Annotated in this window: 18 protein-coding genes; 11 read left to right on the top strand and 7 right to left on the bottom strand. The window is 73.0% G+C overall.

Going from position 1 to position 20,112, the window contains the following annotated elements; all coding sequences use genetic code 11:
- Positions 1-23: 23 nt before the first annotated feature.
- The 5 genes from K0V08_RS06260 to K0V08_RS06240 all read left to right on the top strand — a co-directional run bounded on the left by K0V08_RS06260 (position 24) and on the right by K0V08_RS06240 (position 6,182).
- Positions 24-1,658 carry a carboxylesterase/lipase family protein gene (locus tag K0V08_RS06260; RefSeq protein WP_227266477.1) on the top strand — a complete coding sequence of 545 codons (1,635 nt, stop codon included), beginning with the start codon at positions 24-26 and terminating at the stop codon, positions 1,656-1,658.
- 118 nt (positions 1,659-1,776) lie between these two features.
- Complete coding sequence (locus K0V08_RS06255; protein WP_012038772.1) at positions 1,777-2,958, top strand: inorganic phosphate transporter; 1,182 nt, start codon at positions 1,777-1,779, stop codon at positions 2,956-2,958.
- Entirely contained in the window at positions 2,955-3,206 is a 252-nt protein-coding gene (locus tag K0V08_RS06250) for a hypothetical protein (protein WP_012038771.1), read from the top strand. Before K0V08_RS06255 ends, K0V08_RS06250 begins: the two co-directional genes overlap by 4 nt.
- A gap of 125 nt (positions 3,207-3,331) precedes the next feature.
- Positions 3,332-4,807 carry an NCS2 family permease gene (locus K0V08_RS06245; protein ID WP_079534592.1) on the top strand — a complete coding sequence of 492 codons (1,476 nt, stop codon included), beginning with the start codon at positions 3,332-3,334 and terminating at the stop codon, positions 4,805-4,807.
- 97 nt (positions 4,808-4,904) lie between these two features.
- Entirely contained in the window at positions 4,905-6,182 is a 1,278-nt protein-coding gene (locus tag K0V08_RS06240) for an Nramp family divalent metal transporter (protein ID WP_079534594.1), read from the top strand.
- Between the two features lie 18 nt (positions 6,183-6,200).
- Here K0V08_RS06240 and K0V08_RS06235 read toward each other — a convergent pair whose 3' ends face one another.
- The gene (locus K0V08_RS06235; RefSeq protein WP_079534595.1) at positions 6,201-6,722 is read right to left on the bottom strand and encodes a GtrA family protein; all 522 of its coding nucleotides are present in this window, start codon (positions 6,720-6,722) and stop codon (positions 6,201-6,203) included.
- Positions 6,723-6,911: 189 nt separating this feature from the next.
- On the opposite strand from K0V08_RS06235, the gene K0V08_RS06230 reads away from it, so the two are divergent.
- Complete coding sequence (locus K0V08_RS06230; RefSeq protein ID WP_079534597.1) at positions 6,912-7,658, top strand: polyprenol monophosphomannose synthase; 747 nt, start codon at positions 6,912-6,914, stop codon at positions 7,656-7,658.
- Between the two features lie 21 nt (positions 7,659-7,679).
- On the opposite strand, the gene K0V08_RS06225 is transcribed toward K0V08_RS06230, so the two are convergent.
- Entirely contained in the window at positions 7,680-8,531 is an 852-nt protein-coding gene (locus K0V08_RS06225; protein ID WP_079534599.1) for a DUF429 domain-containing protein, read from the bottom strand.
- 106 nt (positions 8,532-8,637) lie between these two features.
- Here K0V08_RS06225 and K0V08_RS06220 point away from each other — a divergent pair, with 106 nt between their 5' ends.
- Positions 8,638-10,155 (top strand): aspartate ammonia-lyase, encoded by a 1,518-nt coding sequence (locus K0V08_RS06220; protein ID WP_012038765.1) that lies wholly within the window; start codon positions 8,638-8,640, stop codon positions 10,153-10,155.
- 77 nt (positions 10,156-10,232) lie between these two features.
- Here K0V08_RS06220 and K0V08_RS06215 read toward each other — a convergent pair whose 3' ends face one another.
- From K0V08_RS06215 to K0V08_RS06200, 4 genes are all read right to left on the bottom strand, one after another.
- Positions 10,233-11,159, bottom strand: coding sequence for a hypothetical protein (locus tag K0V08_RS06215; RefSeq protein ID WP_079534601.1), 927 nt, complete (start codon positions 11,157-11,159; stop codon positions 10,233-10,235).
- Positions 11,160-11,202: 43 nt separating this feature from the next.
- On the bottom strand, positions 11,203-11,340 hold the full coding sequence (locus tag K0V08_RS06210) for a hypothetical protein (RefSeq protein WP_012038763.1): 138 nt from the start codon (positions 11,338-11,340) through the stop codon (positions 11,203-11,205).
- Positions 11,341-11,368: 28 nt separating this feature from the next.
- Positions 11,369-12,247 carry a fumarylacetoacetate hydrolase family protein gene (locus K0V08_RS06205; protein WP_012038762.1) on the bottom strand — a complete coding sequence of 293 codons (879 nt, stop codon included), beginning with the start codon at positions 12,245-12,247 and terminating at the stop codon, positions 11,369-11,371.
- Positions 12,248-12,337: 90 nt separating this feature from the next.
- Positions 12,338-14,857 (bottom strand): ATP-dependent DNA ligase, encoded by a 2,520-nt coding sequence (locus K0V08_RS06200; RefSeq protein ID WP_079534603.1) that lies wholly within the window; start codon positions 14,855-14,857, stop codon positions 12,338-12,340.
- A 36-nt stretch (positions 14,858-14,893) separates the two neighbouring features.
- Here K0V08_RS06200 and ku point away from each other — a divergent pair, with 36 nt between their 5' ends.
- Positions 14,894-15,946 (top strand): non-homologous end joining protein Ku, encoded by a 1,053-nt coding sequence (gene ku, locus K0V08_RS06195; RefSeq protein ID WP_079534605.1) that lies wholly within the window; start codon positions 14,894-14,896, stop codon positions 15,944-15,946.
- Positions 15,947-15,949: 3 nt separating this feature from the next.
- Here ku and K0V08_RS06190 read toward each other — a convergent pair whose 3' ends face one another.
- Positions 15,950-16,885, bottom strand: coding sequence for a DNA-3-methyladenine glycosylase family protein (locus tag K0V08_RS06190; RefSeq protein WP_079534607.1), 936 nt, complete (start codon positions 16,883-16,885; stop codon positions 15,950-15,952).
- Between the two features lie 58 nt (positions 16,886-16,943).
- On the opposite strand from K0V08_RS06190, the gene K0V08_RS06185 reads away from it, so the two are divergent.
- The 3 genes from K0V08_RS06185 to K0V08_RS06175 all read left to right on the top strand — a co-directional run bounded on the left by K0V08_RS06185 (position 16,944) and on the right by K0V08_RS06175 (position 20,058).
- Positions 16,944-18,365, top strand: a complete 1,422-nt coding sequence (locus K0V08_RS06185; protein WP_079534609.1) for an FAD-binding oxidoreductase — start codon at positions 16,944-16,946, stop codon at positions 18,363-18,365.
- A 107-nt stretch (positions 18,366-18,472) separates the two neighbouring features.
- Entirely contained in the window at positions 18,473-19,678 is a 1,206-nt protein-coding gene (locus K0V08_RS06180) for a PrsW family intramembrane metalloprotease (protein WP_012038757.1), read from the top strand.
- A 101-nt stretch (positions 19,679-19,779) separates the two neighbouring features.
- A complete protein-coding gene (locus K0V08_RS06175) occupies positions 19,780-20,058 on the top strand; it encodes a DUF3072 domain-containing protein (protein WP_012038756.1) in 279 nt (92 codons plus the stop codon).
- The last annotated feature ends 54 nt before the right edge of the window (positions 20,059-20,112 follow it).

Here is a 20,112-nt window from a genome sequence, read left to right as displayed (position 1 = left end):
GGGCGGACCGTAAACTCGATCGGGTGACCCCCGACGCCGACGTGCCCAGCCCGGCGTACGACCCGTCGGAGCTCGACGTGAAGGTCACGGGCGGCACCGTCCGGGGCGTTCGCGAGCGCGGCATCGAGGCGTGGCGCGGCATCCCCTTCGCCGCACCGCCCCGTGGCGACCTCCGCTTCCGGGCGCCGCAGCCCGTCGTCGGCTGGGAGGGCGCGCGCTTCGCGCAGCACTTCGGCAAGGTCGCGCCGCAGGTCAGCGCGGGCGCGTTCATGGGCGCGCCGCAGGGCACGCCGATGGGGGAGGACTGCCTCACCGTCAACGTCATCGCGCCGTCCGGCCTCAGTCCCGACGCCGCCCGCGTGAACCGCGAGTCGCAGCTGCGGCCCGTCATGGTCTTCATCCACGGCGGCGCCTACGTCGTCGGATCCTCGCGCGAGAACCCCGTGCAGGGCGAGGGCCTCGTGCGCCAGGGCGGCATCGTCTACGTCAGCTTCAACTACCGGCTCGGCGCGCTCGGCTACCTCGACTTCAGCCGCTACTCCAGCCCCGAGCGCCCCATCGAGTCGAACCTCGGCTTGCGCGACCAGGTGCAGGCGCTCCAGTGGGTGCGCGACAACATCCGCGCGTTCGGCGGGGACCCCGACAACGTCACGGTGTTCGGCGAGTCCGCGGGCGGCAACGCCGTCACGACCCTCATGGCGGTGCCGTCGGCGCACGGGCTGTTCGCCCGCGCCATCGCGCAGAGCTCGCCGACGAACGCCGTCTACCCGGCCGAGCAGACCGCGCGCTGGGCGGCCGAGTTCGTGGGCCTCCTCGCCGGTCGGGCGGGCCGCGCCCCCGACGACGCCGAGGCGGTCCGGCTGCTCACGGCCGCGAGCGCGTCCACCCTCGCCGCGGCGGCGAACGAGCTGATGGTGCGGACGCCGGACGAGGAGCCGGGCACCATCACGTTCAGCCCCGTCATGGACGGCGACGTGCTGCCGGAGCGCCCGCTCGACGCGTTCAAGCACGGACGCGCAGCTCGGGTGCCGCTCATCATCGGGACCAACGAGCGCGAGGGATCCCTGTTCACCGGCCGCCTCGACATCCTCGCGACCACGCCGCCGCGCATCGAGGCCGTGTTCGCGAAGACCGACGAATCGCACCGCGCGGAGCTGGCCGCGCTCTACCCCGGCCTGCCGAAACGCCGGGCCGCGCTCGACTTCGGCGGCGACTACGCCTTCTGGTTCCCGTCGATCAAGGTCGCCGAGCGGCACGCCCGCTACGCGCCCGTGCACTTCTACCGCTTCGACATCGCCCCGCGCCTCGTCCACCTCATGGGCCTCGACGCCACGCACGGCCTCGAGCTGTTCGCGCTGTTCGACCGCATGGACTCGATGCTCGGCCGCGGGATGACCCTCCTGGGCGGGCGGCGCGCGTTCGTCGCGGCGGGGGAGCGGATGCGCATCGCGTGGCTCCGCTTCGCGCAGGACGGCACCGTCGACGAGTCCTGGCCGCCCTACGTGGGCGGCGCCGACGAGGCGCCGGGCACCGGTGCGTCGGACGCGGGGGCGTCGGGGGAGCGCGCGACCCTCGTCTTCGACGTGGTCGACCGCGTCGAGCACGACCCGCACGCCGAGCGTCGCGTCGCCTGGCGCGACTTCGTGCCGCACATCTGACCCCTCGGATCCGGCGCGAGATGTTCATCCGACCGTCATACGCCGGACGCCCGTTCGAGCCCGGCGTATGCAGGCCGTTAGGATCGACGACTGTGACATCCGCTCGAGGGATCCGGTAGTGGATCTCACCCTCATCGTCGTCCTGGTCATCGCCCTGGCGCTGTTCTTCGACTTCACCAACGGCTTCCACGACACGGCGAACGCGATGGCCACCCCCATCGCGACGGGTGCGCTGAAGCCGCGGGTGGCCGTCGCCATCGCCGCGGTCCTCAACCTCGTGGGCGCGTTCCTCAGCACCGAGGTCGCGAAGACCGTCTCCGGCGGCATCATCCGCGAGGGCGACGGCGGCGTGCAGATCACGCCGACCATGATCTTCGCGGGCCTGATGGGCGCCATCGTCTGGAACCTCGTGACCTGGCTCCGCGGCCTCCCGTCGAGCTCGAGCCACGCGCTGTTCGGCGGCCTCATCGGCGCGGCCGTCGTGGGCGCGGGCCTCGGCTCGGTCGACTTCGGCGTCGTGCTGTCGAAGGTGATCCTCCCGGCGCTGCTCGCCCCCGCGATCGCCGGCCTCATCGCGTACACGACCACCAAGCTCGCCTACTCGATCACGCGCCGCTCGAGCGGCCCGAACGAGCGCGGCGGCTTCCGCTACGGCCAGATCTTCACGTCGTCGCTCGTGGCCCTCGCGCACGGCACCAACGACGCGCAGAAGACCATGGGCATCATCACCCTCACGCTCATCGCGGGCGGCTTCCAGGCGGCCGGCTCCGGCCCCGAGTTCTGGGTCATCGCGGTCTGCGCCGTCGCCATCGCGCTCGGCACCTACATGGGCGGCTGGCGCATCATCCGCACGATGGGATCCGGCCTCACCGAGGTCAAGCCCGCGCAGGGCTTCAGCGCGGAGGCCTCCACCGCGGCCACGATCCTGGCGTCCAGCCACCTCGGCTTCGCGCTCTCGACCACGCAGGTCGCCTCGGGATCAGTCATCGGCTCGGGCCTCGGCCGCCGCGGCGCGTCCGTGCGCTGGAACACGGTGGGCAAGATCGCGCTCGGCTGGCTGCTGACGCTGCCGTCGGCCGCCATCGTCGGGGCGGTCGCCGCGCTCATCGCGAGCACCGGCACGGTCGGCTTCGTCATCGACGCGGTCGTCGGCGTCGCGGTCATCGTCTGGATCTTCTGGCGCTCGCGCCGGAACGCGGTCGACGCCCGCAACGCCATCGTCGAGGTCGACGCCGCCGGATTCGCGGTGCGCGGACGCAAGGCCACCAAGGCCGCCCGGAAGGCCAGGGAGGCCGCATGATCGACTGGAGCGCGTTCCTCGTCGTCGCCGTGGCGGCCCTCGTGGGCGCCGTCGCGGTGGTCTGCCTCTTCTCGCTCGGCGTGCGGCTGCTCGCCGTCGGCACCGAGTACGACGACGAGGGCGACAAGGTCTCGGTGACGGGCATCCGCCCGCAGGCCGCGACGGTGGGCGGCTACGTCTGCTTCGCCCTCAGCGGCCTCGCCGTGCTCTACGGCGTGTACCTCATCGTCCCGGCCCTGCACTCCTGAGCGGCGGGCGAGGCGCTCCGGGCTGGTCCCGGCGGCGCGCCCGCCCCTAGGCTCGATCCCGTCCCGACAAGGTCGTCGGCTCCTCCCCTCCCGTCGTCCGACCCGACCCCTCGCGGAAGAAGCCCATGACCGAAGCGCGCACGTCGTCCCCTGCCCCCGAGACCACGGACGGGCGCGGCGCGCTCGACCGGTTCTTCGAGATCACGAAGCGCGGATCCACGTACGCGCGCGAGATCCGCGGCGGCGTCCTCACCTTCGTGACCATGGCGTACATCGTCGTGCTCAACCCGCTGATCCTCGGCGGCTTCAGCGCGGACGCCGCGACGCTCGACGTCGAGGGCAACTGGCTGCGCGCCTCGCAGGTGGGCGCCGCGACGGCCCTCACCGCGGGTGTCATGACGATCCTGTTCGGCCTCGTCGCGCGCCTCCCGTTCGCGTTCGCGGCTGGCCTCGGCATCAACTCGTTCCTCGCGGTCAGCGTGGTCGGCGAGGTCACCTGGCCGGAGGCGATGGGCCTCGTGGTCATAAACGGCCTCGTGATCGTCCTGCTCGCCACCACGGGCCTCCGCACCCTGATCTTCCGGGCCGTCCCGCGCGAGCTGAAGACCGCCATCACGGTGGGCATCGGCCTCTTCATCGCGTTCATCGGCTTCGTCGACTCCGGCTTCGTGCGCGGCACCGGGGTGCCCGCGTCCCCGCTCGCGCTCGGGATCGACGGATCCATCGCGTCGCTGCCGACCGTCGTCTTCATCCTCGGCCTCGTCATCATGGGCGTGCTGATGGCCCGCCGCGTGCCGGGCGCGCTCCTCATCGGCATCGTGGCGACCACCCTCATCGCCATCGTCGTGGAGCAGGTCTTCCACATCGGCCCCTCGAACACCTCGGGCGCCACCGGCTGGAACCTCAACGCGCCCGTGCTGCCCGGCACCCCGGTGGCGCTGCCGGACCTCGGCCTCGTCGGCGCGTTCGACTTCGGCGCGTTCGGCCGCATCGGGATCATCTCGAGCCTGATGCTCGTCTTCACGCTGGTCTTCACGAACTTCTTCGACGCCATGGGCACCATGACGGGCCTCGCGAAGGCGGCCGACCTCTCGGACGAGCGCGGCGACTTCCCCCGCCTCAAGGGCGCGCTGGTCGTCGAGGGCTTCGGCGCGGTCGCCGGCGGCGCCACGTCGAGCTCGTCGAACACGGTCTTCATCGAGTCGGCATCCGGCATCGGCGAGGGCGCACGCACGGGCCTCGCGTCGATGGTCACGGGCGTGCTCTTCCTCCTCGCGATGTTCTTCACGCCGCTCACGCAGGTCGTGCCGCTCGAGGTCGCGGCCGCCGCGCTGGTGATCGTGGGCACGCTCATGGCGTCGCAGATCCGCGACATCGTGTGGACGGACTTCTCGGTCGCGCTACCCGTGTTCCTCACCGTGCTCGTCATGCCGCTCACCTACTCGATCGCCAACGGCATCGGCGTCGGCTTCCTCTCCTGGGTGCTCGTGCGCTCGTTCTCGGGCCGCATCCGCGAGGTCTCGCCGCTGCTCTGGGTCGTCTCGGCGGGGTTCCTGATCTTCTTCGCGCGCGGGCCCATCGAGCAGCTGCTGGGCGTCTGACGCGCGGCGTCGCGTCGGCCGCCGGGCGGGCGCGACGCGGAGCGGCCCCCGTAGGGTGGGACAGGACCCCCATCCGACGACGCACGGGAGCCCGCTCATGACCGACCTCGACACGCGCGGCGACGTCCGCGAACCCCAGGAGTCCGCGAAGCGCTGGCGCATCGTCGGGCCCGGCCTCGTCGTCGCGGCGACCGGCATCGGCGCGGGTGACCTCGTCGCGACCCTGGTCGCCGGATCCCGCTTCGGCTACGCGCTGCTCTGGGCCGCGGTCCTCGGCGTGATCATCAAGATCTTCCTGGTGGAGGGCGCCGGCCGCTACTCGCTCGCGACGGGGAAGACCATCTTCGAGGGCTGGCGCACCGTCGGCCGCTGGACCACGTGGTACTTCGGTCCGTACATCCTCATCTGGGGCCTCGTCTACGGCGCGGCCGCGATGAGCTCCTCGGCGCTCCCGCTGGCGGCGCTCTTCCCGGGCGTGGACCTCAAGGTGTTCGCCATCGCGTGCGGCCTCGTGGGCGCCGTCGTGGTCTGGTTCGGGCGGTACTCCGCGTTCGAGAAGATCATCGCGGTGTTCGTCGGGCTCATGTTCGTGACCGTCGTGGGCGCCGCGATCGTCACGGTCCCGAACGTGCCCGCGCTCCTCACGGGGCTCGTCCCCACGATCCCCGAGGGCGGCCTCGTCGTCGCCCTCAGCATCGCGGGCGGCGTCGGCGGCACCATCACGCTCGCCGCCTACGGCTACTGGCTGCGCGAGAAGGGCTGGGTCGCGCCCCGCTGGATGAAGGTCATGCGCATCGACAACTCCGTCGCCTACGTGATGAGCGGGATCTTCGTGCTCTCGATGCTCGTGGTCGGGGCGGAGCTCCTGTACTCGGCTGACATCGCCCTGGCCGACGGCGAGGGCGGGCTCGTGCAGCTCGCCGACGTGCTGGGGGAGCGCTACGGCGCGTTCATGACCTGGTTCTTCCTGCTCGGCTTCTTCGCCACGTCGTTCTCGTCGATCCTCGGCGTGTGGAACGGCGTCTCGCTCATGTTCGCCGACTTCCTCGGCACGGTCCGCGGCCTCGACGTCGAGGACCCCCGCCGTCGCCTCGGCGGCAGCTACTACCGGGCGTTCATCGTGTGGCTGACGATCCCGCCCATCGGCCTGCTGTTCCTCGACCAGCCGATCGGCCTGATCATCGCGTACGGCGTGCTGGGGGCGCTCTTCATGCCGTTCCTCGCGATCACGCTGCTGGTGCTCCTCAACACCGACCGGACGCCGCGCGCGTGGCGGAACCGGCCGCTCAGCAACACGGTGATGGGACTCTCGGCGCTGCTGTTCGTGGTGCTGGGCGTGCAGCAGCTCGTGACGGAGATCGGGAAGCTGCTCTAGCCGGCGGCGCCTGCGGGCTCAGTCGGCGGACGCGGCCTGGCGGACGGCGGGGGAGCCGTCGGCCGCTGCATCGGCGCCGGCCCCCGCGGCGGGCGTCGGCGTCCGGAACACCACGAGCCGGTACATCGTGAAGTTCCACACGAGGCCGATGAGCACCGCGGTCGCCTTCGCGATGTTGATCTCGAGGAACTCCTGCTCCGCGCTCGTGCCGAACATCAACAGCGAGCGGCCGAACGTCGTGTCGAAGCCGCGCTCGAAGAGCCAGATGACGCCGCTCTGCAGCAGCAGCGAGCTGAAGCCGGTGACCGCGAAGAACTTGAGGAACCGGCCGATCGTCACCGCCTCGCCGTGGCGGAACACGAAGAAGTGGTTGAGGAAGTACGAGATCGTGATGCCGACCGTGACCGAGATCAGGTTCGCGGCGAGCACGGGCATGTGCGCCGCGAGGATCAGCGCGTTGAGCAGCACGAAGTCGAGGGCCGTGTTGAGGAGCCCGGCGATGAGGAAGCGGACGCGGCGGTCGGCGAGGAGTCTGGTCACGCTGATCCTCCCGGGCGGTCGCCGGACGGTTCGGCGGGTACGGACGGCGTCAGGACGCCGGGCCTCACGAAGTGTAACAAGGAGATAACGGGCGACGGCCGTCCCGCGCGGTCCGTTCGGCGGTCGCTGGCTAGACTCGACGAGGCCCGGATCCGGGTCATCCCCCGATTCGGAGACGGAACCACCAGCTTGAGCAGTCTCACGATCGTGATCCCCACCTACGAGGAGGCGCGCAACGTCGGGGAGCTGCTGCCCCGCCTCGCGGCCATGGCGGCGGAGAACCCCGACTTCCGGATCACGGCCATGATCGTCGACGACTCCTCGCCCGACGGCACCGCGGACCTCGCCCGCTCGATCGCGCCGAGCGTCGAGACCGAGTCCTTCCGGGTGCGCGTCGAGACCCGCGCGGAGAAGGCCGGCCTCGGCGCCGCGTACATCTGGGCCTTCGAGAGGCTGCTGGGGGCCGACGAGCCGCCCACCCACATCCTGCAGATGGACGCCGACCTCTCGCACGACCCCTCCTACATCACGGAGATGCTGCGCCGCGTGCGCGGCGGCGCCGACCTCGTGGTCGCCTCGCGCTACATCCGCGGCGGCGCGACCCCCGACTGGGACCTCAAGCGCCGGTTCCTCAGCGTCGGCGGCAACCTCTACACGCGCCTGTTCCTCGGCTCGCGGATCACCGACTACACGGGCGGCTTCAACCTCTACGAGACGGAGCTGCTGCGGCGGATCACGCCGTCCACCATCACGACGACGGGCTACGGCTTCCAGATCGAGATGAAGCAGCGCGCGCTGAAGCTCGCCGAGCGGCCCACCGAGGTGGCGATCGTGTTCATGGACCGCACCGAGGGCGAGTCCAAGATCCCGAGCGACACGCTCGTGAAGAACCTGCTGCTCGTGCTGCAGCTGCGCTTCGGGCTGCGCCGGGGCTGACGCGTCGTCACGCCTCCGAGGTCACGCCTCGGGCGCGTGCAGCGGATCGCCTGGGGCGCGCTGGTGCGGCCGGGCCGGCGCGACGATCGTGCCGCGGCGCCCGCGCTCGTCGACCACGGGATCCGTCGCCCCGAGCACCTGCGACCGCGCGAGCCCGTGGCGCGCCCAGTACGCGGCGGTCCACGCGCAGATCAGGCCGTCGAGCAGGTCCTCGAGGTGCTTGTGCTGCCGCTCCACGATCGCGGGGCCGTCGGCGACGAGCGCGGCCGCGCGCGGGTGCGTCGACACGTCGAGCGGCGGATCCGCGTCCGCGAGCCCCGCGACCGCGTCGAGCACCATTCGGAACTCGGCCGCGCGATGGGGACGGCGGTCGGCCGTCGCGAGCAGGGGAGCGAGGCGCTTGTACCGCGGCTTCATGGCGTCGAAGCCGAGCTCGGGCGCGCCGACGAGCGTCGTGTACGGGTAGCACTCGATCATCGTGCGGGCGTCCGCGTCGCGCGCGGAAGCTGATCCGTCGTCGTACTCCCAGCCCGCGTCCTCCAGCCGTCGCCGCAGCGCGACCGCGCCCTGCGCGGGCCGTCCCGTGTTCGACGGGTAGGCCGAGATCCCGAGGCGCCCGTAGCGGGACGCCACTTCCTTCTCGGCGAGGCGGCTGCCCGTGGCGTTGGCGACGACGAGCGGGCCGTCGACCGCGGCGACCGCTCCGGGGACGTCCCAGCGGGCGATCCAGTCGACCACCTCGTCGATGCCGCGGCCTGTCGCGAGGTCGAGCACGCGGCCCGCCGCGTCGATGCACGCGAGCCCGGTCTCGCGAGCCGGGCGGGTCGCGGTGCCCTCCGCCCAGGCGAGGTCGATCCCGAGGAAGCGGCGCATCCGACGAGCCTATCCGCGGGCCCGGGCGGCCTCGGCGGGGCGCGGGGCCCCTAGTAGGGTCGAGGGATCCTCATGCCACGAGCGACGAGACGATGGAGCCTGCACCGTGACCCCTGTCAGCCCGAACGACGACCGCATCCCGACCCCGGACGGCCACCCCGTCCGGACCGAGACCGACAGCCTGGGGAGCATGGACGTCCCCGCCGACGCCTACTGGGGGATCCACACGGCGCGCGCGCTCGAGAACTTCCCCATCAGCCTGCGGCCGTTGAGCGTCTACCCGGAGTTCGTCGTCGCGCTCGCGCAGGTGAAGCAGGCCGCCGCCCGCGCCAACGTGCAGATCGGCGTGCTGGACGCGCGGAAGGCGAAGCAGATCGACGAGGTCTGCACCGAGATCATCGCCGGGCAGCTGCACGACCAGTTCGTGGTCGGCGTGATCCAGGGCGGCGCCGGCACGAGCACCAACATGAACACCAACGAGGTCATCGCGAACCGCGCCCTCGAGCGCGCCGGCCACGCGCTCGGCGACTACCGGCACATGCACCCGCTCGACGACGTGAACCGCAGCCAGTCGACGAACGACACGTACCCGACCGCCCTAAAGGTCGCCCTCATCCACTCGCTGCTGCAGACGCTCGACGAGCTCGACCTGCTGCGCCGCTCGTTCCTCGCGAAGGGGGCGCAGTTCTCGCAGGTGCTCAAGGTGGGTCGCACGCAGCTGCAGGACGCCGTGCCCATGACGCTCGGCCAGGAGTTCCACGGCTTCGCGACCACGCTCGGCGAGGACCACGCGCGGCTCGGCGAGCTCGTGCCGCTGCTGTCGGAGATCAACCTCGGAGCGACGGCCATCGGCACGGGCATCACGGCGGATCCGAACTACGCGGCCGCCGTGCGCGGTCACCTCAGCGCCATCACGGGCTACACGCTCGTGACCGCGAGCGACCTCATCGAGGCGACGAGCGACGCGGGCGTGTTCATGACGCTGTCGTCGACGCTCAAGCGGAGCGCCATCAAGCTGTCGAAGATCTGCAACGACCTGCGGCTGCTGTCGTCGGGGCCGCAGGCGGGGCTGGGCGAGATCAACCTGCCGCCGCGCCAGGCGGGATCGAGCATCATGCCCGGCAAGGTCAACCCGGTGATCCCCGAGGTCGTCAACCAGGTCGCGTTCTCCATCGCGGGCGCCGACGTGACGGTGACCATGGCGGCCGAGGGCGGGCAGCTGCAGCTCAACGCGTTCGAGCCCGTCATCGCGCACTCGCTGCTGCAGTCGCTGAGCTGGCTGCGGAACGCGGCCAAGACGCTGCGCGTGAACTGCATCGACGGGATCACGGCGAACACTGAGCGGCTCGCAGCGCAGGTGGAGTCGTCGGTCGGCGTCGTCACGGCGCTCACGCCGTACATCGGCTACGCCGCGTCGTCCAGCCTCGCGAAGACGGCGCTCATGACGAGCGCGTCGATCCCGGACCTCGTCGTCGAGGCCGGGCTCATGACGCGGACGCAGGTGGAGAAGATCCTCGCGCCCGACCGGCTCTCCGGGCTCGAGCCCGTGACGGCCGCCATGTCGGTGATCACGCCGGAGATGCTCGCGGCGCACGCGGCGGAGGAGGGCGGCCAGGCCGACTGACCCGCCCCTGACGACGACAGCGCGCCGCGGCCCGAGGGCTGCGGCGCGCTGTCGCGTGCGGGGTGGCGTGCTCGGGATCAGGCCTCGTCGCCGGAGGTGCGGGCCGGGGTGGTGCCGGTCGCGTCGTCGGCGGGGGCGTGAGCGGGCTCCTCGCGGTGCACGGATCCGGCGATGTCGCCCGGCGTCGGCACGTGCGGGGCGTCGGACGCCTTCGGGGCCGCCTTCGGCTTCGGCGCGGGCTTCTTGGCGGCGGCCTTCGGCTTCGCGGGAGCGGGAGCGGGAGCGGGAGCGGGAGCGGCGGCCACGGGCTCCGCGGGTGCGGGTGCCTCGTCGGGGGCGCCGTCCCGGGGGATCGGCACGGGACCGGTCTCGTCCTCGTCGTCGAACGACGCGAGGGCCTCGTCACGCGCCTCGGCCGCGGTGAAGACGGCGCGGCGACCGGCCTCCTCGCCGCGCTCGCGCAGGTCCTCGGCCGTGGCCTGGACGCGCGTGCGCGCCTCCTCGGCGGTCTCGACGACGCGGTCGCGCACGTCCTCGGCCGTCTCGGCGACGCGGTGCCCGACCTCTGTGGCCTGCTGGCCCACGCGGTCGACGACGTGCTTGGTCTGGTCGGCCGTGCGGGTGCCGAGGTCCTTGGCGGTGTCGCCGACCCGGCCCGCGATGTCCTGCGTGGTGCTGCCGACGCGGCCCGCGACGTCCTGCGTGGTGGTGCCGATGCGCTCGCCCACGGTGTGCGCCGTGCGGCCGACGGCGACCGCGGCGCCCTGGACGGCGTGGCCGACGAAGTCCGCGACCTCGCGGGCGGTCTCGACCGTGCGCTCGACGACGACGGGGCCCTTCTCGTCGAGCACGGTCTGCGCCTGGCGGACGCCGCGCTGCACGGGCTCGCTCGACCAGACGGAGCGCGAGGTGCGCGCGATCCCCTCATAGCGCTTGCGCCCGGCGCGCGCGCCCAGGACGTATCCGGTGCCGATGCCGGCGAGGAAGAGGAGACGGTTGATCATGCATCGAGCCTAGACGCGGCGCACGTGCGTCGGCCGGGAGCGGCTACGCGTCCTTCTCGCCTCGACGGCCGGTGGCGTCGTGCAGCTCGTCCGTCTCGGGATCCACGGCGTCGGGCGCGGAGACGTCGGCGTCCTCCGGGATGGAGTGGTCGTGGATCGGGTCCTGCTGCTGGTCGGTCATGCGATCGACCCTACGCGCGGCTCTCGACTCAGAGGATGCGCGTGTGCGTCGTGAGCGAGCCGATGCCCTCGACCGAGACCGTGACGGTGCTGCCGTCCTTGAGGAAGATCTGCGGGTCGCGCGAGTAGCCGGCGCCGCTCGTCGTGCCCGTGGAGATGAGCGTGCCGGGCTGCAGCGTGGAGGAGGTGGAGAGGTACGAGACGAGGCGCGCGACCGTGCGGACCATGCCGCTCGTGCGGCCGTCCTGCACCGTCTCGCCGTCGAGGACAGTGGTGATGCGGAGATCCTGCGGATCCGGCACCTCGTCGCGCGTGACGACGACGGGACCCGTGGGGGAGAAGCCGTCGAAGCTCTTGCAGCGGCTCCACTGCTGCTCCGAGAACTGGAGGTTGCGGGCCGTGATGTCGTTGACGACCGTGTAGCCGAAGACGTGGTCGAGGGCGTCCGCCTCGGACACGTCGCGGGCGGCCTTCCCGATGATGACGCCGAGCTCGACCTCGTAGTCGACCTCCTCGCTGAGCGAGCGCGGCCAGCTCGTGGTGCCCTCGTGGCCCGAGAGCGAGTTGGGCCAGAGCGCGAAGACCGTGGGGGCGGAGGCGCTCGTGATGTTGAGCTCCTCGGCGTGCGCGGAGTAGTTGAGGCCCACGGCGTAGACGGCCGGCGGGCGGAGGACCGCGGAGGCGTGCGTGAGGCCGTCCACCGGCGTGGTGCTGGTGCGGCTCGCGACGGCGCGCTCGACGGTGGCGCGCACGCGGGCCATCTCGTCGTCGCCGCGCTCGATCAGGTCCTGCAGGTCGCGCGGGGAGTCGTCGAGCACCTCGTCGAGGAAGAGCGCCTCGCCCTCGGAGACGATCGCGGCCAGTCGGGGGGTCACGCCGTCGTCGGCGAGCAGGTGGGCGAACTTCATGACCCCGAGCGTATCGGGCGCGCGTGGATGGGCGCGGTTGCGGTCATAACGTGCATGGGAAGGTCCGCCTCACCTGCGCCTGCCACGGCGTCAGTCCTCGCGGACGACCTCGTCGGGTGACTTGTCGTGCCGCCAGCCGCGCCACGACGCCTGGCGGAGGCGGCCCGTCGAGGTCCACTCGGCGAACTCGACCTCGCCGACGAGACGCGGGGTGATCCAGTGCGCGTCGCGGGCGTCGGCGGCGGGCACGTCCGCGAACGGGCTCGTCTTCCGCGCGAGCGGGCCGAAGCGGCGGAGCGCGTCGGCGAGGTCGCGCTCGGTGAAGCCCGTGCCGACGCGGCCCGCGTACTCCAGGCCGTCGGGGCCGGGGACGCCGACCAGCAGCGAGCCGATGCCGGATGCCCGGCTGCCGGATCCGGGCCGCCAGCCCCCGACCACGACCTCCTGCGCCCGGTGGTGCTTGATCTTGATCCAGGCGCTCGATCGGCGGCCCGACTCGTAGGGCGCGTCGACGCGCTTGGCGACGACGCCCTCGAGGCCGAGCTCCCGGCTGGTGGCGAGCGCCCCGTCGAGGTCGCCGTCGAAGGCGGGCGGGACCTGGATCCGCCCGCGGCCCGGCGAGCGGACGGCGTCGAGCAGCGCGGCGCGGCGCTCCCGGTAGGGCTCGTCGACGAGCACGCGGTCGCCGATCGCCAGCGCGTCGAAGAGCATGAGGTGCACGGGCGCGGCCTTCCGGGCGCGCGCGATCTCCTTCTCGCCCGTGAGGCCGAGGCGCGTCTGCAGGAGGCCGAAGTCGGGGCGGCCGCCGGATCCGAGGACGACGATCTCGCCGTCGAGCACGGCGGCGTCGACGTCGAGGGAGTCGGGCAGGTCGGCGAGCTCGGGGAAGGCGGGCGTGAGGTCGACGCCGTTGCGGCTCGTGATGGTCGCCCGGCCGTTGGCGACGACGGCGATGGCGCGGTAGCCGTCCCACTTCATCTCGACCGCCCACTCCTCGTCGGGGTCGAGGCCGGCGGCGGTCGCGGCCGTGGCGAGCATGGGCGCGGGAGCGGACGCGGATCCGCCGGGACGGCGGGCGCCGACGCGCGTGCGTCCGCCTGCCTTCTCGAGCGCCGCGGGCCGTGCCGGCTTCGCGCGCGCCGTCGCGGGCGCGTCCGCCGGCTCCATCAGGTGGATGAGCCAGTTCGCGTCGGCCTTGCCGTGCCCGCCCGTGTGGATGAGCGCGTACCGTCGCGGCCCGTCGATGCCGGTGCCGTCGCCGCGGCCGTGCAGCGTCGCGATGACCTCCTTGCCGTCACGCCACTTCTCCAGCTCGAAGGTGCCCGCGTCCCAGATCGTGACCTCGCCGCCGCCGTACTCGCCCGCGGGGATCGTGCCCTCGAAGGATCCGTACTCGAGCGGGTGGTCCTCGGTCTGCACCGCGAGGTGGTTCGTGCCGTGCTCGGTGGGCACGCCCTTGGGGAGGGCCCAGCTCACGAGCACGCCGTCGTGCTCGAGCCGGAAGTCCCAGTGCAGCGCGCGGGCGTGGTGCTCCTGGATCACGAAGGAGCTGCCCTCCGAGGGCGCGGGGGACTCCGCGGGCACCGGCTCGCTGGTCTTCGCGGCGTCGCGCTTGGACCGGTAGGTCGCGAGCCGGTCGTCGGCGCCGTCCGCGTCGGCGGCGGGCTCCTTCCGCGCGAAGCCCGCGAGCCGCTCCCGCGTCGGCTCCAGGCTCTCGCGGTGGCCCTCCTCGACGGGGGCGAGCGGATCCGCGCGCCTGCGCATCCGCGCGATCACCTCGTCCAGCTCCAGGTGCCGGAGCGTCGGCGACGACAGCTCCCGCCAGGTGCGCGGCACCGCGACGGTCGGCCGGGAGCGGCCGCGCAGCGAGTAGGGCGCGACGGTCGTCTTGTTCGGGTTGTTCTGGCTCCAGTCGACGAGCACCTTGCCCTCGCGCAGCGCCTTCTTCATGTCGCTCACGACGAGATCGGGGTGGTCGGCCTCGAGGGCGCGGGCCAGCTCGTGCGCGACCTCGGAGACGCGAGAGGCGTCGTGGCTGCCGTCGAGCGCGGCGTAGAGGTGGATGCCCTTGGACCCGCTCGTCACGGGGTACGGCTCGAGGCCCATGTCGCGGAGGATCGCCCGTGCGGCCTTCGCGACCTCCACGCACTCGGGGAGGCCGGCGCCCGGGCCCGGGTCGAGGTCCAGCACGAGCCGGTCGGGGCGCCGCTCGTCGCCCGTGCGGCCGAACCGCCACTGCGGCACGTGCAGCTCGAGCGCCGCGATCTGCCCGAGCCAGGTGAGCGTCGCGACGTCCCCGACGAGCGGGTAGTCGTTCGCGTGGTCCCTGTGCTGGATCGCCCGCCGCTGCACCCACTCCGGCGTGTGCGCGTCGAGGTCCTTCTGGAAGAACATCTTCCCCGGCGCCTCGTCGGTGCCCACGCCGTCGACCCAGCGCTTGCGGGTCACGGGCCGGTCGCGGAGGTGCGGCAGCATGTGCGGCGCGATGGCCGCGTAGTAGGCGATGACGTCGCCCTTGGTCGTGCCGGTCGCCGGGTACAGCACCTTGTCGAGGTTCGTGAGCGCGATCCGGTGCCCGTCGACCTCCACCTGCTGCTTCGCGCCCGCCATCGCTCCAGCATGGCCCTGCCGGTGTTCACTGGATCCATGAGAGCCATCTGGAAGGGCGCCGTCACCTTCGGCCTCGTCAACGTGCCCGTGAAGGTCTACAGCGCGACGCAGGACCACGACGTGCCGCTGCACCAGGTGCACGACGCCGACGGCGGGCGGATCCGGTACCAGCGGCGCTGCGAGGTGTGCGGCAAGGTCGTCGACTACGCCCACATCGACAAGGCGTTCGACGACGGCGACCGCACCGTGGTGATCACCGAGGAGGACCTCTCGAGCCTCCCCGAGGAGAAGAGCCGCGAGATCGACGTCGTCGAGTTCGTGCCGAGCGACCAGATCGACCCGGTGATGCTCGACCGCAGCTACTTCCTCGAGCCCGACTCGTCGAGCCCCAAGTCGTACGCGCTCCTGCGTCGCACGCTGCAGGAGACCGACCGCACGGCGATCGTGCACGTGACCCTCCGCCAGCGGACCCGGCTCGCGGCGCTCCGCGTGCGCGGCGACGTGCTCATGCTGCAGACGCTCCTCTGGGACGACGAGGTGCGCGAGGCCGACTTCCCGTCGCTCGACGCCGCGCCCAAGGTCTCGCCGCGGGAGCTGAAGATGTCGGCGCAGCTCGTCGAGGGCTTCGCGGAGGACTTCGACCCGTCGAAGTTCGGCGACGAGTACCAGGAGCAGCTCAAGACCCTCATCGACGCGAAGCTCGCGCAGGGCGACTCGCTCGACACCGATGCGACGTTCGGGGAGGGCGACGCGGACGACGACGAGGGCGAGGGCGGCGAGGTGCTCGACCTCATGGACGCGCTGAAGCGGAGCATCGAGCGGAGCCGGGGCGGGGCATCCGGGGCGAAGGGGAAGGCGGCGCCGGCGAAGAGGACGGCCGCCAAGGAGAAGGCGAGCGGGGCCGAGGCGAGCGCCGCGACGAAGGGCGCCGCGAAGAAGTCGACGGCGAAGTCCTCGGGCGCGGAGTCGACGACCGAGAAGAAGGCGAGCGCGAAGAAGTCGACGGCGAAGAAGGCGAGCGCGAAGAAGACCACCACGAAGAAGGGCGGCGCCGCGAAGGATCAGGCCGCCGAGAGGAAGAGCGCCTAGCCGTCAGCCCGCGGCCGGCATCCCGTCGGTCATGACGCGCCAGAGGTGCAGCGTCGCGTAGGAGCGCCACGGCGACCACGCGGCAGCGCGCGCGTCGAGGGCGCGGGCCTCATCCGGGAGCCCCAGCGCAGCTGCGCCGCGGCGGACGATGAGGTCGCCGGACAGCAGGATGTCCGGCTCGCCGAGCGCGCGCATCGCGACGTAGTCGGCGGTCCAGGGGCCGACGCCGTGGAACGCGACCAGCGCGGCGCGGAGCTCCGCGCGCGGCACGCCTGGCTCGATCACGAGCTCGCCGGTCTCGAGGGCCTCGGCGATGCGGATCAGCGTGGCCGTGCGCCGGGCGGGCCCGCGGAGGAGTTCGCCGCCGTCGCGGGCGATGCGCGCGGCGGTCGGCGGCAGGCGGGTCACGGATCCGTGCGCCACCGACGCGGGCAGGTCCTCGCCGAGGTCGGCGGTCATGCGGCCGTGCGTGGCGCGGGCGGAGGCGACGGAGATCTGCTGGCCGACGATGGTGCGGAAGAGCGTGCTGCGCGGATCCAGCGTGCCGGGGATCCGCAGGCCGGGCGTCGCGCGCACCACGGCGGCGAGCGCGGGGTCGCGGGCGAGGTCGGCGTCGATGCGCGCGGCGTCGACGTCGAGGCCGAGCAGGCGGCGCGTGCCGGCGAGGAGCTCGGCGGCGTCGGCGGCGTGCTCGACGCGCGTGGTGACCTCGACGCGCGCGCCCCCCACGTCGCCGGGCTCGGCCTCGAGCAGCCGCACGGTCACCGTCCCCGCGCCGTGCGCGAGCCGCGCCGACTGCGTATACGTCGTGGCGTCGCCCTCCTCCGCGCCCGTGACGGCGTGCCAGGAGAGGAAGCGGATGATGCCGCCGCCGTCGAAGGGCGCGGGGACCTCGAGCACCGTGCGGGCGACGTGCGCGACGGCGCCGGGGGAGTCCATGCCCCCAGCCTGCCCGACGCCCCCGACCGCGGCGGGCGCGCGACCTACAGTGGATCGCATGATCGACGACGACGTGGTCCGCACCCCTCCGACGCCCGCCGCCGCCGTCCGCGCGGAGCTCGTCGCGGCCCTCGGCGACGTCATCGCCACCGACCCGGCCTCCCTCGACGACGCGCGCAGCGACCGGTCGGGCTACCGCAGCCCCGCGGATCCGATCGCCGTCGTGCGCGCCACCGAGGTGGATCACGTCGTCCAGACGCTGCGCATCGCGCACGCGACCCGCACCCCCGTCGTCACCCGCGGCGCCGGCACGGGCCTCGCGGGCGGCGCCACGGCGACGGCGGGCGAGATCGTGCTGTCGGTGCGGGGCATGGACCGGATCCTCGAGGTCAGCGAGGCCGACGAGCTCGCGGTCGTGGAGCCCGGCGTCCTCAACGACGACCTCAACGCGCGGCTCGCGCCGCTGGGCCTCTGGTACTCGCCGGATCCCGCGAGCAAGGCCATCTCCACCATCGGCGGCAACATCGCGACGAACGCGGGCGGCCTGCTCTGCGCCAAGTACGGCGTGACCCGCGAGGCCGTCCTCGCGCTCACGGTCGTGCTCGCCGACGGCCGCGTGGTCGACACCGGCCACCGCACCGTGAAGGGCGTCACGGGCTACGACCTCACCGCGCTCATGATCGGCTCGGAGGGCACGCTCGGCGTCATCGTGCGCGCGACCGTACGGCTCCGGCCCCTGCCGACCGCGATCCCGTCGACGGTCGCCGCGTTCTTCCCGGACTCCACCTCGGCGGCCGCCGCGTCCTCCGCGATCACGGCCGCGCGCATCCGTCCGGCCGCGATGGAGCTCCTCGACGCCGGCGCGCTCGAGGCCATCGACGCGTTCCTCGGCACCGACCACTCCACCCGCGGATCCGCCCACCTCCTCGTGCGCTGCGACGGCCCCGACGCCGCCGCGGAGGCCGCGCGCGTGGTCGAGGTGGTGGTCGCGGGCGGCGGCACGGCCGACGTGACCGACGACGCCGACGAGGGCGAGCGCCTCCTCGCGATCCGCCGCGCCTTCCACCCGGCGCTCGCCGCCCGCGGCCGCGTGCTCATCGAGGACGTCGCCGTGCCGCGCTCGCGCCTCGCCGACATGCTCGCGCGGATCCGCGGGATCGAGCGCGAGACGGGCCTCGCCATCCCGACGGTCGCGCACGCGGGCGACGGCAACCTGCACCCCAACTTCTGCATCCCCGAGGATCCGACCACGCCCGACGGCGATGCGACGGGCATCCCCGACGAGGTCTGGCGCGCGGCGGACCTGCTCTTCCGCGCGGCCGTCGACCTCGGCGGCACGCTCACGGGCGAGCACGGCGTCGGCCTCCTCAAGCGGCGCTGGCTCGCCGACGAGCTGGGCGACGACGTCATGGGGCTGGCCGCCGGGATCCGCCGCGTCTTCGATCCGCGGGGGATCCTCAACCCGGGCAAGGCGGCCTGAACCCCGGGGGCGGCGGCAGCCCGCGTGTCCCCGTGCGACCCCGGCCCGGGCGGGCGCCCACCCCGTCGCTAGGCTGGCGGAGCCGATCCGCCGAAGAGAGGGCCGTCGTGACCGACCCGTCCATCCCCGTGACCGTCCACCGTCCCTCGCCGGCCTCGCCCCCGCCGTCCATGGAGCTGCCCGCGCCGCACGCGTCGTCGCGCATCACGGCGTCGGCCGTGCTCGGCGTCGTGGGCGTCGCGGTGCTGCTGCTCGTCGGCTTGGTCGTCGCCGCGTACCTCGTGCTCAGCCTCGGGATCCAGGCCGTCGCGATCTGCGCGCTCCTCGCCCTGATCCCGCTCGCCGGCGTGCTCCTCGCCATCCGCTGGGTCGACCGCTGGGAGCCCGAGCCGCGGCTCGCCCTGCTGTTCGCGCTGCTGTGGGGCGCGGCCGCGTCCGTGGCGATCGCGCTCCTCTTCGACCTCGTCGCGCAGTACGCGCGCCTCGCGATCGGCGTGCCCACGCGCTACACGGAGTTCCTGCAGCTCGCCGTCCAGGCGCCCGTCGTCGAGGAGTCCGCGAAGGCGATCGGGCTGCTCCTCATCTTCTGGGTCGCGCGCCGGCACTTCGACGGCCCGGTGGACGGCGTCGTCTACGGCGCCACCATCGCGGCCGGCTTCGCCTTCACGGAGAACATCGTCTACTTCGGCGGCCCGCTCGTCTCGGGCACCACGGGCACGCTCGTCGGCACGTTCGTCCTGCGGGGCCTGTTCTCGCCGTTCGCGCACGTGACGTTCACCATGATCACCGGCATCGCCATCGGCTACGGCGCCCGCCGCGGACCGGGCGCGGCCCTCGGATCCGGCGCGCTCGGGCTGGTCGGCGCCATCGTGCTGCACGCCCTCTGGAACACGGGCGTCACCATCACGGGCGACTTCCTCTCCTTCTACGTGCTGCTGCAGGTGCCGATCTTCGCGTTCCTGGTGACCGTCGTGATCCTCCTGCGCCGCTACGAGATCCACCTCACGCGCCGCCGCCTCCGGGAGTACGCGGCCGTCGGCTGGTTCACGCCCGCCGAGGTCGAGATGCTGAGCACCTGGCAGGGGCGCCGTCGGGCCCGGCTGTGGGCGCGCACGCGCGGCGGCGAGGCGGGCCGGGCGATGGGGCTGTTCACGCGCGACGCCACGCGGCTCGCGTTCGCGCGCCAGCGGATGCTCTCGGAGCGGCCCGCCGCGTCCGGCCGATCCGAGGCCGGCCACCTCGACGACGAGCGGCGCCTCCTGCGGGCCGTCACCGAGCACCGCGAGGCGCTGCTGCGCGGCGCCCGGGGCTGACGATCCGGGGCTAGCCGCCCGGCGTCGCGGGCGACCCCGGCACCCGTCCGGTGTCGCCCGTCGCGAGTAGCGTCGGAGGCACCACACGAGGAGGCACCACCATGAGCGATGCGAACCAGGACACCACAGGCGGCGACGAGAAGGAGATGCTCGGCTCCTCCACCCCCACGCCGCCGCAGAGCGCCGAGAAGGACCCGAGCACGTGGGTCACGGGCGACGAGCCGATGACGGGCGCGCAGCGCAGCTACCTCGACTCGCTCGCCACGCAGGCCGGCGAGGAGATCCCCGCCGACCTCAACAAGGCGGAGGCGAGCGAGCAGATCGAGCGCCTGCAGGAGAAGAAGGACACGGCGTCGCCGCAGTCCGACGACGCGAGCTGATCGACGCATGAACGGGACGGACGGGCGCCTGATCGGCGCCCGTCCGTCGTCGCG

This window comes from Clavibacter michiganensis (assembly GCF_021216655.1).
In the GTDB taxonomy this organism is placed as follows: Bacteria; Actinomycetota; Actinomycetes; order Actinomycetales; family Microbacteriaceae; genus Clavibacter; species Clavibacter michiganensis.
The sequence above is the reverse complement of the archived record's forward strand: the minus strand, read 5'-3'. Positions and strand labels throughout refer to the sequence as shown.